This is a genomic window from Pseudomonas sp. BN414 (assembly GCF_029871275.1).
Taxonomy (GTDB): domain Bacteria; phylum Pseudomonadota; class Gammaproteobacteria; order Pseudomonadales; family Pseudomonadaceae; genus Metapseudomonas; species Metapseudomonas resinovorans_C.
The window spans coordinates 221,256-236,510 of the sequence record NZ_SSOL01000076.1 but is presented as its reverse complement, the minus strand read 5'-3'; the positions used below and the strand labels follow the sequence as shown (position 1 = coordinate 236,510).

The 15,255-nt window shown below is 66.1% G+C and carries 13 protein-coding genes; 10 read left to right on the top strand and 3 right to left on the bottom strand.

Annotated elements, in window-relative coordinates; all coding sequences use genetic code 11:
- Positions 1-36 precede the first annotated feature (36 nt).
- From E8E95_RS24955 to E8E95_RS24930, 6 genes are all read left to right on the top strand, one after another.
- On the top strand, positions 37-1,089 hold the full coding sequence (locus E8E95_RS24955; RefSeq protein ID WP_280354679.1) for an extracellular solute-binding protein: 1,053 nt from the start codon (positions 37-39) through the stop codon (positions 1,087-1,089).
- Between the two features lie 159 nt (positions 1,090-1,248).
- Entirely contained in the window at positions 1,249-2,445 is a 1,197-nt protein-coding gene (locus E8E95_RS24950) for an amidohydrolase family protein (RefSeq protein ID WP_280354678.1), read from the top strand.
- A complete protein-coding gene (locus E8E95_RS24945) occupies positions 2,442-3,947 on the top strand; it encodes an amidohydrolase family protein (protein ID WP_280354677.1) in 1,506 nt (501 codons plus the stop codon). Before E8E95_RS24950 ends, E8E95_RS24945 begins: the two co-directional genes overlap by 4 nt.
- A 4-nt stretch (positions 3,948-3,951) precedes the next feature.
- A complete protein-coding gene (locus E8E95_RS24940; protein WP_280354676.1) occupies positions 3,952-4,629 on the top strand; it encodes a flavin reductase family protein in 678 nt (225 codons plus the stop codon).
- On the top strand, positions 4,626-5,813 hold the full coding sequence (locus E8E95_RS24935) for an amidohydrolase family protein (RefSeq protein WP_280354675.1): 1,188 nt from the start codon (positions 4,626-4,628) through the stop codon (positions 5,811-5,813). Before E8E95_RS24940 ends, E8E95_RS24935 begins: the two co-directional genes overlap by 4 nt.
- A gap of 25 nt (positions 5,814-5,838) precedes the next feature.
- A complete protein-coding gene (locus E8E95_RS24930) occupies positions 5,839-6,618 on the top strand; it encodes a lysine/arginine/ornithine ABC transporter substrate-binding protein (protein ID WP_280354674.1) in 780 nt (259 codons plus the stop codon).
- A 245-nt stretch (positions 6,619-6,863) separates the two neighbouring features.
- Here E8E95_RS24930 and E8E95_RS24925 read toward each other — a convergent pair whose 3' ends face one another.
- Positions 6,864-7,742 (bottom strand): LysR substrate-binding domain-containing protein, encoded by an 879-nt coding sequence (locus E8E95_RS24925; protein ID WP_280354673.1) that lies wholly within the window; start codon positions 7,740-7,742, stop codon positions 6,864-6,866.
- A gap of 117 nt (positions 7,743-7,859) precedes the next feature.
- Here E8E95_RS24925 and E8E95_RS24920 point away from each other — a divergent pair, with 117 nt between their 5' ends.
- Positions 7,860-8,708, top strand: a complete 849-nt coding sequence (locus E8E95_RS24920) for an EamA family transporter (protein ID WP_348532596.1) — start codon at positions 7,860-7,862, stop codon at positions 8,706-8,708.
- Positions 8,709-8,818: 110 nt separating this feature from the next.
- On the opposite strand, the gene E8E95_RS24915 is transcribed toward E8E95_RS24920, so the two are convergent.
- Positions 8,819-8,977 (bottom strand): YqaE/Pmp3 family membrane protein, encoded by a 159-nt coding sequence (locus E8E95_RS24915; protein ID WP_280354672.1) that lies wholly within the window; start codon positions 8,975-8,977, stop codon positions 8,819-8,821.
- Positions 8,978-9,094: 117 nt separating this feature from the next.
- Between E8E95_RS24915 and E8E95_RS24910 the strand changes: the two genes are divergently transcribed.
- From E8E95_RS24910 to E8E95_RS24900, 3 genes are all read left to right on the top strand, one after another.
- The gene (locus E8E95_RS24910) at positions 9,095-10,546 is read left to right on the top strand and encodes a sigma 54-interacting transcriptional regulator (protein ID WP_280354671.1); all 1,452 of its coding nucleotides are present in this window, start codon (positions 9,095-9,097) and stop codon (positions 10,544-10,546) included.
- A 353-nt stretch (positions 10,547-10,899) separates the two neighbouring features.
- Entirely contained in the window at positions 10,900-12,288 is a 1,389-nt protein-coding gene (locus tag E8E95_RS24905; RefSeq protein WP_280354670.1) for a GntP family permease, read from the top strand.
- Positions 12,289-12,451: 163 nt separating this feature from the next.
- Positions 12,452-14,011, top strand: coding sequence for an acyl CoA:acetate/3-ketoacid CoA transferase (locus E8E95_RS24900; RefSeq protein ID WP_280354669.1), 1,560 nt, complete (start codon positions 12,452-12,454; stop codon positions 14,009-14,011).
- Between the two features lie 211 nt (positions 14,012-14,222).
- On the opposite strand, the gene speB is transcribed toward E8E95_RS24900, so the two are convergent.
- Complete coding sequence (gene speB, locus E8E95_RS24895) at positions 14,223-15,185, bottom strand: agmatinase (RefSeq protein ID WP_280354667.1); 963 nt, start codon at positions 15,183-15,185, stop codon at positions 14,223-14,225.
- Positions 15,186-15,255 lie beyond the last annotated feature (70 nt).

Genomic DNA, 15,255 nt, shown 5'->3' with positions numbered 1-15,255 from the left:
CACTGCCCAACCTGTTCTTCAACCCGGAGAAAAACAATGAAGTTGAAAGCATTGCGTCATGGGGTAGCCGGATTCGCCCTCAGCTGTTTCGCCGCCACCGTCGCCCAGGCGGACGAGCCCAAGGAGCTGTTCTTCTACAACTGGACCGACTACTACCCGGTGGAACTGCTGGCCAAGTTCGAGAAGGAGACCGGCATCAAGGTCACCATGGACGGCTACGACAGCAACGAAACCCTGCTGGCAAAGCTCCAGGCCGGCGGCGCCGCCTACGACGTGATCGTTCCGTCGCACTCGATCATGCGCACCCTGATCGAACAGGGCCTGCTGCAAGAGATCGACTCCCCCACCCTGCCGAACTTCGCCCACGTGAAGCCGGCCTTCCGCAACCCCGACTTCGACCCCGGTCGCAAGTACTCGGCGCCCTACCTCTGGGGCACCACCGGCTTTTCCTACGACAGCGCACGGGTGCCAGGCGGCAAGCTGGACGAGTCCTGGAAGGAGTTCTTCGAACCGCGTCCCGAACTGCAAGGTCAGCTCGCCGCGCTGGATACGCCGAGCAGTGTGATCAATGCCGCCAGCCACTACCTGGGCGTCGACGAGTGCACGGAGAACCCGCAGGACGCCAAGCGCATCCTCGAACTGCTGCAGAAGCAGAAACCCTTCCTGAAGATGTACAGCTCCGACAACACCGTGGACCGCATGGCCTCGGGCGAAGTGATCATGATGCAGAACTGGAACGGCTCCACCGCCCGCGCCACGCTGCAGAAGAGCACCATCAAGTACGTCTACCCGCGTGAAGGCGTGGCCATGTTCCAGGACAACTTCGCCGTGCCGAAGAGCGCGCCTCACCCGGGCAACGCCAAGGTATTCATCGACTGGATGATGAAGCCCGAAAACGCCGCCGCCGTGTCCAACGCCATCGCCTACGCCAACGGCGTCGACAGCGATGCGCTGCTGGACAAGAAGTGGAAGGTGATGGACGCCATCAACATGCCCGACGAGTTCGCCGAACGCCTGCGCCCCGAGAAGGAATGCAGCAACCAGGCCCGCGAGCTGCAGGACCGCATCTGGTCCAAGCTCAAGGGCTGATGTCGAGCACATCGTCCCCTTGTAGGGGCGAATTCATTCGCCATGGACCGCGCAGCGGTCCCCTGTAGGAGCGAGCTTGCTCGCGAACGGCGCGAGACTCTTCGCGAGCAAGCTCGCTCCTACGGGAACTCCATCTGTAGAACTACCCACGAGGTCCCCATGACCGACACCTATTGGCTGCGCAACGTCCGCCCCTTCGGCGGCGCGGCTGAAGACTTCCTCATCCAGGACGGCCGCTTTGCCGAACGCCGTCCTGCCAGTGATGCGTCGCTCGCCGCCGCTGACATCGACGGAGCCGGCCAGCTGATGACCTGCGCCCTGGTGGAAAGCCATATCCACCTCGACAAGACCCTCTGGGGCCAATCCTGGCGCCCCAACAGCGCCGGTCCGACGCTGAAGGACTACATCGCCAACGAGCGTCGCGTGCTGCGCGAAATCACTGCGCCCATCGCAGAACGTGCCGGCGCACTGCTGGAAAACTGCATCGCCCGTGGCTCGCTGACCATGCGCTGCCACGTGGACATCGACCCCGAATTCGGCCTGCGCCACGTGGAGGCCATGCAAGCCCTGCGCGAGCGCTACCGCGACCTGATCGACCTGGAACTGGTGGTATTCCCGCAAACCGGACTGGTCAGCCGCCCCGGCACCGCCGAGCTGATGCGCGAAGCCATGGGCCTGGGCGTCGAGAACGTCGGTGGCCTCGACCCTTGCGGTATCGACAACGACCCCATCGCCCAGCTCGACATCGTCTTCGGCCTGGCCAGCGAGTTCGACCGGGGCGTCGACATCCACCTGCACGACAAGGGCGAGCTGGGCCTCTGGCAGATCGCCCGCATCGCCGACTACACCGAGCGGTTCAACCGCCAGGGCCGCGTGATGATCAGCCACGCCTACTGCCTGGGCATGGCGCCCTGGACCCAGGTGAAGCCGCTGGCCGAGCGCCTCGCCGCGCTGAACATCTCGCTGATGAGTTCGGCGCCCGCCGACTGCTCCGTGCCGCCCTTCCTCGCCCTGCACGAGGCCGGCGTGAACCTCTGCCTCGGCTCAGATGGCATCCGCGACGCCTGGTCCCCCATGGGCAATGGCGACATGCTCGAACGCGCCATGCTCCTGGCCTTCCGCTTCGACCTGAACAAGGACGACGAACTGGCCACCGCCTTCGATGCTGCCAGCCTGCACGGTGCCAGGGCCCTTGGCCTGGCAGAGCACGGCCTGGTCATCGGCGGTAATGCGGACTTCCTGCTGATGGACGCACAAAGCCTGGGTGAAGCCGTGGTCGCGCGGCCGCCTCGCCAGGTCTACCGCGCCGGCAAGCTGATCGCCGCCCAGGGCCGTCTGCTGGAGAGCCGCCTGTGAGTACAGCGCGAATCGGCCTGAAAGCCAGCTGCGTGGTGGGCTTCGATGGCACTCGCCATGTGCTCTGGCGCAACGGCGAAGTGGTGATCGAAGGCTCGCGTGTGCTCTTCGTCGGACGGGGCTTTCCCGGCCCGGTGGACCAGTGGATCGACTACGGCAACGCCCTGCTCGGTCCCGGTCTCATCGACCTCGACGCCCTCGGCGACCTCGACTCCACCGTGCTCTGCCTGGACAACGGCGACGAGAACGCCATGGGCCGCATGTGGTCGGCGGAGTACCTCGCCCGCGGGCCGAAGGAGAGCTACAGCTTCGATGAAGAGGTCTTCAAGTACCGCTACGCCTTCACCCAGCTGATCCGCAATGGCATCACCACCGCCATGCCGATCACCTCCATGTACTACCGGGAGTGGGCGGAAACCTACGACGAATTCGCCGCCGTGGCCGGCGTCGCCGCCGAGTTGGGTCTGCGCACCTACCTCGGCCCCTGCTACATGAGCGGCATGCAGTACCTGCAGGCCGACGGCAGCCGCGCCGAGCACTGGGACGAATCGCGCGGCCTGGCCGGACTGGACGCCGCCGAGCGCTTCTTCCGCGATTTCGATGGCACCCAGGGCGGGCTGATCCGTGGCGCCCTGCTGCCCGACCGCATCCAGACCTGCACCCCGGCGCTGCTGCAACGCACCGCCGCCCTCAGCCGCGAACTGACCGCACCGGTGCGCCTGCATTGCTGCCAGGGCCCCGGCGAGGTCGCCCTGGTCAAGGCGATGCGCGGCAAGGCGCCGCTGGCCTGGCTGGAGGAACTTGACCTGCTCGGCCCGCGCGCCGTGCTGCCTCACGGCATCTACATCGAAGGCGACGACGACCTCGCACGCCTGGCGCACAGCTGCGCCAGCCTGGTGCACTGCCCGGTAGTGTTCGCCCGTGATGGCGAGGCACTCGATTCCTTTGGCCGCTACCGCGCCCACGGCGTCAACTTCGCCCTCGGCACCGATACCTGGCCGGCGGACCTGCTGGACAACATGCGCCAGGGCCTGAACATCGCGCGGCTCAAGGAAGGTGGCAGCTCGCAGACCAGCGCCCTCGACCTCTACAACGCCGCCACTCTCGGCGGCGCCAAGGCCCTGGGGCGCGACGACCTCGGCCGCCTGGCCCCCGGCGCCAAGGCCGACATTACCGTGTTCAGCCTCGACGGCCTGCACCTGGGTCCGCTGTTCGACCCGCTGAAGAACCTGATCCTCGCCGGCCGCGGCGACGACTGCATCGCCAGCTGGATCGACGGCCGCTGCGTGATGCAGGACGGCCAGGTCATCGGCGTCGACTACGCCAGCCTCCAGCAGCAAGCCCAGCGGCAGTTCAACAGGCTGATGCAAAGCCATGCCAACCGGGCATTCGGCCAACCCGACTGGCGCTCCCTGTTCCAGCCGGCAATTCCCTTCGCCGACGCCTGGAGCGCGGACCGCCCGCTCTGCACCCTCGCCAGCCCGAACGACGACAAGAGATGACGCCATGCTGAGCTTCGACTTCGCCAAACTGAGCCCCCGCGAGAAATACAAGATCCTCATTGGCAGCGTGGTGCCCCGGCCCATCGCCCTGGTGACCACGGTGGACGCCGAAGGCCGCGCCAACGCTGCGCCCTTCAGCTTCTTCAACGCGCTGTCCGCCGACCCGCCGATCCTCGCCCTGGGGGTGGAAAACCACGCCGACCTCAGACCCAAGGACACCACGCGCAATGCCCAGCTGAATCAGGAATTCACGGTGAACATCGTCAACGATGCCCTGGTGGAAGCCATGAACGTCTGCGCCGTGCCCTTCGAACCCGGCTTCGACGAACTGGTAGCAGCAGGGCTCACCGCACTGCCCGGCAGCCGCGTCGGCTGCCCCTACATCGCCGAAGCACCGGTCGCCCTGGAGTGCCGGCGGATGATGGGCCTGTCCATCGGCCAGTCACGGGAAATCATCCTCGGTGAAGTGCTGATGGTTCACGTGCGCGACGACCTGATCGACCCCGCCACCCTCTACATCGACCAGCTGGGCCTGGACGCCATCGGCCGCATGGGCGGCCACGGCTATGCGCGGACGCGGGAGTATTTCGATCTGCCGACCCGTTCCCTGCAGGCCTGGCGCGACGACCCCCACGGCGGTGAGCGCCAGTGGCCGCCAGCCAGCTTCGAGAACACCAGATGACCCAATGGATTACCCAGGTCCGCCCATGGGGCGGCGCAGCGGTGGATATCGCCGTCGACAATGGCCGCATCGCCGCGCTGAGCCCACCGGCGCCACGCGTCCCCGAATCGGTGCTGCTGGAAGGCAACGGGCAGATCATGCTGCCGCCGCTGGTGGAGGCCCACGCCCACTTCGACAAGACCCTCTGGGCCGAGGACTGGCACAGCCACGCCGCTGGCGACAGCCTGAGCCAGCGCATTGCCAACGAGCGCAGCCTGTTGCGCAGCATCGACACGCCGATTGAGGAGCGCGCCAGTGCACTGATCCGCGAATGCATCGCCCACGGCTCGCTGCATTTCCGCTGCCATGTGGACGTCGACGCCCAGCTCGGCAGCCGTCACCTGGAAGCCATGCTGCGGGTCCGCAAGCACTTCGGCGACCTGATCGACATGGAGTTCGTGGCCTTCCCGCAAACCGGTCTGCTGCGCGACCCAGGCACCGTCGACGCCCTGGAGCAAGCCCTGCTCTTGGGGGCGGAAAACGTCGGCGGGCTCGACCCCTGCGGCATCGACAACGACCCCATTGCGCACCTCACCCGGGTGTTCGAATTGGCCAGCAGTCACCAGCGCGGCGTCGACATCCACCTGCATGACGAAGGTGAACTGGGCCTCTGGCAGATCGAGCGCATCATCGATTTCACCGATCGCCATCAGCTGCAGGGACGGGTCGCGATCAGCCACGCCTTCTGCCTGGGCCAGGCCCGACCAGCGCGGCTGCAAGCCATTGCCGAACGCCTGGCGGCGCAGCGCATTTCCATTGTCAGCACGGCGCCGGCCGACATCGAAGTGCCTCCTTACCTGGAACTGGAGGCGCGCGGCGTGAACCTCTGCCTCGGCTCCGACGGCATCCGCGACGCCTGGTCCCCCATGGGCAATGGCGACATGCTCGAACGCGCCATGCTGCTCGCCTTCCGCTTCAACCTGCGCCGCGACGAGGAAATCGCCGCCTGCCTGCGCGCGGCCACGGTCAACGGCGCCCGCGCACTGGGGCTTGCCCACTACGGACTGGAACCGGGCTGCCATGCCAGCGGCATCCTGTTGCCGGTGCGCAATGTCGCCGAGGCGGTGGTATCCCGCACCCACCGCCGCAGCGTGATCAGCAAGGGCCGATTGATTGCCCGCGACGGTCACTTCCTCGCTCACTGAACTTACCCACCCGAGATCATCCAGCATGAAAAAGCACCTTCTCGTCGGCGTCCTCGCCCTGCTCGCCGGTACCCAGGCCATGGCCCAGGACAGCCTGCGCATCGGCGTCGAAGCCAGCTACCCGCCCTTCTCCTACAAGAAAGCCGACGGCAGCCTGGCCGGCTTCGAAATCGAAGTCGGCAACGCGCTCTGCGCTGACATGAAAGTCACCTGCACCTGGGTCGAGCAGCCTTTCGATGGCCTCATCCCGGCGCTGCGGGTGAAGAAGATCGACGCCATCATGTCGTCGATGACCGTCACCGAAGTCCGTCTCAAGGTGGTCGATTTCAGCCAGAGCTACTACAAGACCCCGGCCCGTTTCGTCACCCGCAAGGACCGCCCAGAAATCACTGCTGAAGGTCGCCTCGACGGCCTGCGCGTGGCCGTGTTGCGCGGCAGCGTTCACGCCCGCTACGTGCAGGACAAACTCGTGCCGCGCGGTGTGCAGATGGTGCAGTACGGCTCGCAGCAGGAAGCCGACCTGGACCTGATCTCCGGCCGCGTTGACGCCATGATGGCCGACGCCATCAACCTCAAGGAAAACTTCCTGCAGAGCGAAGGCGGCAAGGGCTTCGCCTTCAACGGCCCGAGCTATGACGAGGAGGAATACTTCGGCAAGGGCGCCGGCATCGCCTTCCGCAAAGGCAACGAGGCCCTGCGTGACCGCTTCAACCAGTCCCTGGTCAACATCGGCCGCGACGGCACCTACCAGAAGATCTACGACAGCTACTTTCCCCAGGGCGAGGTCAGCAAGCTGATTCAGTGAGGTTCTCGTCAGAGCGAGGAAGCTTTCGTAGGTTGGTGCAGAGCGAAGCGAAGCCCAACGCCGCAGAGCCTGTGCCTGGTCACGTTGGGCCTCGCGGGCTCGGACCAACCTACGGGCCGTTGCGCGGCCTAGGCGAGGGGCGGCTTTTGTAGGTTGGTGCGGGCGGCGTTCCGCTAGAGCGTAGCGAAACCCAACGCTGCGGCGCCTGTGCCTGGTCACGTTGGGCCTCGCGAGCTCGGACCAACCTACGGGCTCGGATACCCCACATCCTCGGCCACCTCGAAGAACGCCTTCACCGCTCGCAGTTCCGCATGGCGCTGCTGGCAGGCGAGGAAGTGCCGGCTCACCATCCCTTCGCCCTTGAGCGGAAGCACCTTCACCCGTGGGTCCTTGGGCACCTCCTGGTCGTAGAGGATGCTCACCCCGATCCCGGCGGCCACCGCCTCGATCATCGCTTCGCGGCTGTTCAGCTCCAGGTCTGCCGGCAACTCCAGCTCCTGGTTGGCGCAGGCCCGCTCGAAGGTGCGCCGGGTCAGTGAACCGGGCTCTCGTTGCAGCAGGACCTGGCCCCGCAGTTCGTTCAGCGCCACTGCATCGCGGCGGCCAACCCAGGGATGCGCTGCCGGCAGCAGCAGGCAGAGCCGCGCTTCCCCGAGCGGCAGCAGGTGCAGGCCGGCACGCGGCGCGATATCGCTGACCAGCGCCAGGTCCACCCGTTCGCCATACAGCGCCGTCAGGGTTTCCTGGGTGTTGCCCAGGCGCAGGTTGATGCGCACGCCAGGGTAGCGCTCGCGCATTCGCGCCAGCAGCGGCATGACCAGGTGCGGGCTGTCGGCTGCGAGATCGAGGCGCCCCGATGTCAGCGCCTGGCTGCTGTCCAGCAGGTCTTCGGCGCGGTCCGCCAGGGCGAACAGTTGGTGGCTGATGGCGGCCAGGCGCCGGCCCAGTTCGGTGGGTTCCACCTGCCGGGCGCTGCGTCGCAAGAGCTGCACCTGGTAATGCTCTTCCAGCGCCTTCACATGCCCGGTCACCGCCGGCTGGCTGATGCACAGGCGCTCAGCGGCGCGGGTGAAGCTGCCCTCGCGGACTACCGCATCGAAGGCGCGGAGCTGGAACAGGTTCATGGCCACCCCATCAGCAGGACTTATTCGACGGATAACGATAAACGATTTGAATGATAGATCGATGAACCCGCACGCTACGCCGCATCGCCCCTTTCATCTCGCCGCTGGAGTTATTCCGTGCTCGCCACTAACGACCTCGCCACGCTGGTGGTGCTGCTTTCCGCGCTGATGCACGCGAGCTGGAACGCGGTGATCAAGGCCGGCAGCGACAGGCTGTCTTCCATGGCGCTGGTGGATGGCGTCGCCTTCTGTTTCAGCATCGCCCTGCTTCCCCTGGTGGGCCCACCGCCGCTGGTGGTCTGGGGGCTGATCGGCTTGTCGGTGGTGGTGAACACCCTCTACCGGCTGCTGTTGATCCGCGCCTACCACTACGGTGATTTCGGCCAGGTCTACCCGGTGGTGCGCGGCCTGCCGCCGCTGCTGGTGGCGCTCAGCGCCGGGCTGGTGTTCGGCGAGCATCTGTCAGGCGCCATGCTATTGGGCGTCGTGCTGATTTCCGTGGGCATCCTCAGCCTGCTCTCCACCCGCCTAGAGTCCAACGCGCTGAAAGCCCTGGGCTGCGCCGCGCTGGCCGGCGCCGGGGTGGCGCTCTACACGCTGATCGACGCCCAGGGCGTGCGCCGTGCCGACAGCGTGCTGCAGTTCGTGGTCTACCTGACGCTGATGCAGAGCATGACCATTCCGGTAGTGGCCTGGATGCGCCGTGGCCCGCTGGTCCTGCGCTTCGCGCGCGACAACTGGCGCATCGGCCTGTTCGGTGGCTTCAACTATTGCGTGGCCTACGGCCTGGTGCTGTTCGCCATGACCCTGGACAACGTGGCCAAGGTCGCGGCCCTGCGCGAGAGCAGCGTGATCATCGCTGCCATCATCGCCAGCCTGGTGTTCAAGGAGCCCTTCGGCATTCGCCGCATCCTCGCCGCCTGCGTGGTCACCGCCGGCATCCTGCTGATCAAGATGGTGGACTAGCCGCGTTGCAGAAGTAGGTTGCGGCTGAGCTACGCGAAGCCCAACGACTCAGCTCGCAACTGTTGGGCTTCGCTGCGCTCTGCCCAACCTACAGGAGAGCAACCCCGGTCTCAGCGCTTGGCGATGATGTACACCGCGTGGACGATGCCGGGGATGTAGCCCAGCAGGGCCAGGAGGATATTCAGCCAGAAGGCGCCACCAAGGCCCACCTGCAGGAATACGCCAAGGGGCGGCAGGAGGATGGCGATGAGGATGCGGATAAGGTCCATATAGTTGCTCCTTTTGTGAAAAGCCGTACGCCTGGTTACCGACCTTAGTACAGGCTAGGCGTTCATCCGGCACACCCCCATAATCGCTGCCTGATGTTTCAGCCGGATGCCCCTGCCATGCCCATCGCCAGCGAAGACATCGACCACAACGGTCTGGTCATCGGCGTCTCCCCCGAGCGGTTCCGCGAAGTGGCGATGCCACTGTTGTTCGATCACCTCAATGCCCAGTGCGAAGGCACGATCGCGGTGAATCGCCAGGCACGAATCGTCTGGATCAACGACAAGTACGCCGAGAAGGTCGGCATCCGCGACCCGCGCAGCGTGCTCGGCAAGGAAATCGAGGAAGTGCTGCCCGCCAGCCGCCTCCGCGAGGTGGTGCAGAACGGCCAGCCGAGCATGCTCGACCTGATGGCCTTCGGCGACGAGCACTTCGTGGTCACCCGCATTCCGCTGCGCGATGAAGACGGCACATTGGTGGGGGCGCTCGGCTTCGTGCTGTTCGACCGCGCCCGCCACCTGCAGCCGGTCATGGCCAAGTACAACAGCTTGCAGACCCAGCTCGCCGCTGCCCAGCGCGAACTGGCCAAGGCGCGCCGCGCCCGCTACACCATCGCCGGTTTCATCGGCAGCAGCGCCGCCGCTGCCGAGGTCAAGCGCCAGGCCCGTCGCGCCGCGCAATTGGACGCCACGGTATTGCTGCGCGGCGAAACCGGTACCGGCAAGGAGCTGCTGGCCCAGGGCATCCACAACCAGTCCCTGCGCGCTAACGGGCCCTTCGTGGCGGTGAACGTGGCAGCCATTCCCGAATCCCTGGTGGAAGCCGAACTCTTCGGCACCGCCCCCGGTGCCTTCACCGGCGCCGACAAGCGCGCCCGCGCCGGCAAGTTCGAATTGGCCGATGGCGGTACGCTGTTCCTCGACGAGATCGGCGACCTGCCGCTGCCCCTGCAGGCGAAGATGCTCCGCGTGTTGCAGGAACAGGAGGTGGAGCCGCTGGGCTCGAACCAGGTGAAAGCGTTGAACGTACGGGTAATTGCCGCCACCCATGTGGACCTGGAAGCCCGAGTGGCTGCCGGGCAATTCCGCGAAGACCTCTACTACCGCCTCAACGTGCTGGCCCTGCGCCTGCCGCCCCTGCGCGACCGGCGCGAGGACCTGCCGGCACTGATTGAGCACCTGCTGGACGACATCGCCAGCCGCTCCGGCCAGCCACCGCTGGAACTGGCCGAAGGCGCCCAGCAGTTGCTCCAGGCCCAGCCCTGGCCGGGGAATGTGCGCGAACTGCGCAACCTGCTGGAGCGCGCGCAGATGCTCAGTGAAGCCGGACCGCTAAGTGCCGAGTCCCTGCGCACGCTGCTGGTGAATCCGCTGCCAGCGACCGCCCCCGCACTTACTCCCGCCCCCATGACAGGCGATGTCCGCCCCCTGGCCGACAGCATGGCCGCCGCCGAACGCCAGGCCATCCTCGCCGCCCTCGCCGCCTGCAATGGCAACCGCACCCAGGCCGCCGAGCGCCTCGGCATCGCCCGGGCCAGCCTGTACAACAAGTTGCAGGTGCATGGGTTGTAACGACGCGGCCCTTTGCTTTTCCTGTGGGGGCGAATTCATTCGCTAAGCAGGCCGCAGGGCTGCCCTTCTGAATCCCAAGGGGACGCTGCGCGTCCCTTAGCGAATGAATTCGCCCCCACAAGGATCAGTCCAGCCGGATCGTCCAAATTCATGGACACATCGAGCGTCCAAGTTTCTGGGCACTGCCCAAGAAAATGGACAATCCATTTTCCTGCCAAGTACCACCATTTCCCTGTAACCACCGCCCCAGAGCCATCCACCCCTTCCCCTCCGCACTTGGCACATCTTTCGCTCTAACGCCTTCCACCCGCCGCCTCGACGCAGCGGAAAACAACAACAAGAAGGAAGTCCCCATGGGCACCCTAGGTATCCTGATTTCTCTCGCTCTGCTGATGTACCTCGCCTACCGAGGCATCAACGTCCTGCTTCTCGCGCCCCTGCTGGCCCTGCTCGCGGTGCTGTTCGCCGGCGACGCGGCAATGCTGCTGCCGACCTACACCCAGGTCTTCATGAAGGCGCTGGGCGGTTACCTGATCCAGTTCTTCCCGCTGTTCATGCTCGGGGCCATCTTCGGCAAGTTGATGGACGACTCCGGCTCCGCCCGCGCCATCGCCCACGGCATCGTCAGCAAGATCGGCAGCTCCCGTGCCGTGCTTGCCATCGTCATCGCCTGCGGCATCCTCACTTACGGCGGTGTCTCGCTGTTCGTGGTGGCTTTCGCGGTCTATCCCATTGGTGCGGCGCTGTTCCGCGAGGCGGGCATTCCCAAGCGCATCCTGCCGGGCGCCATCGCCCTGGGTTCCTTCACGTTCACCATGACCGCGCTGCCCGGCACCCCGGCCATCACCAACGCCATCCCGATCCCCTTCTTCGGTACCGACACCTTCGCCGCACCCGGCCTCGGTCTGCTGGCCGGCGTGGTGATCTTCGCCCTGGGTTCCTGGTGGCTGAGCAACGAGGCCCGCAAGCTGATCGCCGCCGGTGAAGGCTATGGCGAGCACGCCGACGATCCGCAAGGCCAGGACACCCAGCCGAGCAGCGGCTTCTGGGTGGCGCTGCTGCCCATTCTGGTTGTCATCGTGCTGAACTTCCTGATGGCCAAGGTCTACCTGCCCGGTCTCGACACCAGCTACCTGGCCAAACCGGAATTCGGCGGCCTGCAGGACGCCCGCTCGGTGATCGGTATCTGGGCCATCATCATTGCCCTCACCGCCGCCATTCTGCTGCTGGTGGTGCTGCACTGGCGGCGCTGGACCAATCTGAAGAAGAGCGTCAACGACGGCACCTTCGGCGCCATGCTGCCGGTGCTCAACACCGCTTCCGAAGTGGGTTACGGCAGTGTCATCGCCTCCCTGGCCGGCTTCGTGGTGCTCCGCGACCTCCTGCTCAACGTGGCGCCGGGCAACCCGCTCGTGTCCGAAGCCCTGACCGTCAGCGCCCTGGCCGGTATCACCGGCTCGGCCTCTGGCGGCATGTCCATCGCCCTCAAGGCCCTCGGCGCCCAGTACCTGGAAATGGCCAACGCCGCCGGCATCAGCCCCGAGCTGCTGCACCGCGTCGCTGCCCTGGCCTCCGGCAGCCTAGATACCCTGCCGCACAACGGCGCGGTGATCACCCTGCTGGCCATCTGCAAACTGACCCACCGCGATTCCTACAAGTACGTGTTCATGACCAGCGCCCTGCTGCCAGTGGTGCCACTGGTATTGGTGATCGTGCTGGGTACCGCGTTCGGCAGTTTCTGATGCACCACCCCACTGTCATGGGCCTTTACTTGTGGGGGCGAATTCATTCGCTAGGCAGCCCGAAGGGCTGCCCTATGGGGCCGCTGCGCAGCCCGCAGCGATTGAAATCGCCCCCACAGGAAAAGCAGCTCCCTGCAACCCGTTTCAACGCTCGAGGAACACCATGAGCAAAGTGATGAGCGCCGCCGAAGCGGTGGCCAGGATTCCGGACAACGCCAACCTGGCCACCGGGGGCTTCGTCGGCATCGGTTTCGCCGAGGAAATCGCCATCGCCCTTGAGCAGCGCTTCGCCGCAGAACAGGCGCCGCGGGGGCTGACCCTGGTGTATGCGGCCGGGCAAGGCGACGGCAAGGGGCGTGGCCTCAACCACCTGGCCCATGAAGGCATGGTGCGTCGGGTGATCGGCGGCCACTGGGGCTTGGTGCCTGGTTTGCAGAAGCTCGCCGTGGAGAATCGCATCGAGGCCTACAACCTGCCTCAGGGGGTGATATCCCAGCTGTTCCGCGACATCGCCGCCGGCAAGCCCGGGCAGCTGTCGCGGGTTGGCCTCGGCACCTTCGTCGACCCCGAGTTCGGCGGCGGCAAGCTGAATGCGCGGACCACCGAGGAACTGGTGCGGCGCATGCCCATCGAGGGCGAGGACTATCTGTTCTACAAGGCCTTCCCGATCAACGTCGGGGTGATCCGCGCCACCAGCGCAGACGAGGACGGCAACCTGTCCATGGAGCGCGAGGCACTGACCATCGAGAGCCTTGCCATCGCCATGGCCGCACGCAATTCCGGCGGGCTGGTGATCGCGCAGGTGGAGCGTGTGGTATCGCGCGGTTCGCTCAACCCGCGTGAGGTGAAGATTCCCGGCATCCTCGTGGATTGCGTGGTGGTGGCCCAACCGGAAAACCACCAGCAGACCTTCGCCACCCACTACAACCCAGCCTTTGCCGCCGAGGTGCGGGTACCGGTGGACAGCCTGGCGCCCCTGCCGCTGGACCTGCGCAAGCTGATCGCCCGCCGTGCAGCACTGGAGCTGCCGCCGGGAGCGGTTGTCAATCTGGGCATCGGCATGCCGGAAGGGGTCGCAGCGGTCGCCGCCGAGGAAGGGGTGATCGACCTGCTCACCTTGACCGCCGAACCCGGCGTCATCGGCGGCGTGCCCGCCTCAGGCCTGGACTTCGGCGCGGCGAGCAACCACAGCGCGTTGATCGACCAGCCCTACCAGTTCGATTTCTACGACGGCGGCGGCCTGGACATCGCCTTCCTCGGCCTCGCCCAGGCGGACGCCGAAGGCAACCTCAACGTCTCCCGTTTCGGCAGTCGACTGGCCGGTGCCGGGGGCTTCATCAACATCAGCCAGAACGCCAAGGCGGTGGTCTTCGTCGGCACCTTCAGCACTGGCAGCCAGGACATCCGCATCGAGGACGGCGAACTGCGCATCGTGAAGGACGGCGACGTGCGCAAGTTCGTCCGCGAGGTGGAACACCGTACCTTCGCCGGTCGCCTGGCTGCGGAATCCGGAAAGCCGGTGCTCTATGTCACCGAGCGCTGCGTGTTTCGCCTGACGACCGAAGGGCTGGAACTGATCGAGATCGCGCCAGGCGTGGAGTTGGAACGGGACATCCTGCAGCGCATGGATTTCCGCCCCATCGTGCGCGAGCCGAAGTTGATGGATGCCCGGCTGTTCCGCGAGGCGCGCATTGGGTTGCGCGAGCTGATCCAGCCTGTTTGAGTTTCGTGCGTGAAAACGCGGGCCCGTGGTTGGGCCCGCGTCTTTTTTGGCACGGACGGCTCCCTCTCCCTCTGGGAGAGGGCTGGGGTGAGGGTAGCTTCGCTTCACTCGGAGCTCCCTGCGCACTCGAACTTCCCTCATCTGAACGCAGCCCGCCCCGGCCCCTCTCCCAGGGGGAGAGGGGTGACTTCCAGATCACCTTTGGTGCAACTCAACGCATCCCCAACTTATGCCGCGCCGCATACAGGCAAACCATCTCCATCGCCAGGGTTGCGCCAGCCAGGGCGGTGACTTCGGCGTTGTCGTAAGGCGGGGCCACTTCCACCACATCCATCCCCACCAGGTTGATGCCGCGCAGGCCGCGGATGATTTCCAACGCCTGGTGGCTGGACAGCCCGCCGCACACCGGCGTGCCGGTGCCGGGGGCGAACGCGGGGTCGAGGCAGTCGATGTCGAAGGTCAGGTACACCGGGTTGTCGCCTACCCGCGCCCGGATGCGCTCGGCGATCTGCTCGGGGGTGTGGCGATGCACTTCACGGGCGTCCAGCACCTGGAAGCCCATCACGTCGTCGTTGGTGGTGCGCAGGCCCACTTGCACCGAGCGCGAGGGGTCCACCAAGCCCTCGCGGGCGGCGTGATAGAACATGGTGCCGTGGTCGATGCGCTTCACCTCGTCGTCCGGCCAGGTGTCGCTGTGGGCGTCGAAGTGGATCAGCGACAGCGGGCCGTGCTTCGCCGCGTGGGCCTTCAGCAGCGGGTAGCTGATGAAGTGGTCGCCGCCCAGGGTGAGCATGGCCGCTCCGGATTCGAGGATGCGCGCCGCATGGGCCTGGATAATTTCCGGCGTGTCCTGGGGCGTGCCGTGGTCGAACGAGCAGTCGCCGTAGTCGATCACCGCCAGGTGATCGAAGGGGTCGAACTCCCAGGGGTAATGCCGCGCCCAGGCCATCTGCACCGAGGCGGCGCGGATGGCGCGCGGTCCGAAGCGGCTGCCGGGACGGTTGGTGGTGGCGGTGTCGAAGGGCACCCCGCTCACCACCAGGTCGACGCCGCGCAGGTCGCGGCTGTAGCGGCGGCGCATGAAGCTGGTAATGCCGGCGTAGGTGGATTCGGCAGCGGTGCCGTAAAGGCTGTCGCGGGTAATGGCCTGGTCGTTGTCGAAGGCGTGGTCCATCTCATCGGGCTCCCATTGGTTCTTATGCTCCCCTCTCCCTCTGGGAGAGGGGCCGGGGGTGAGGGTGGTT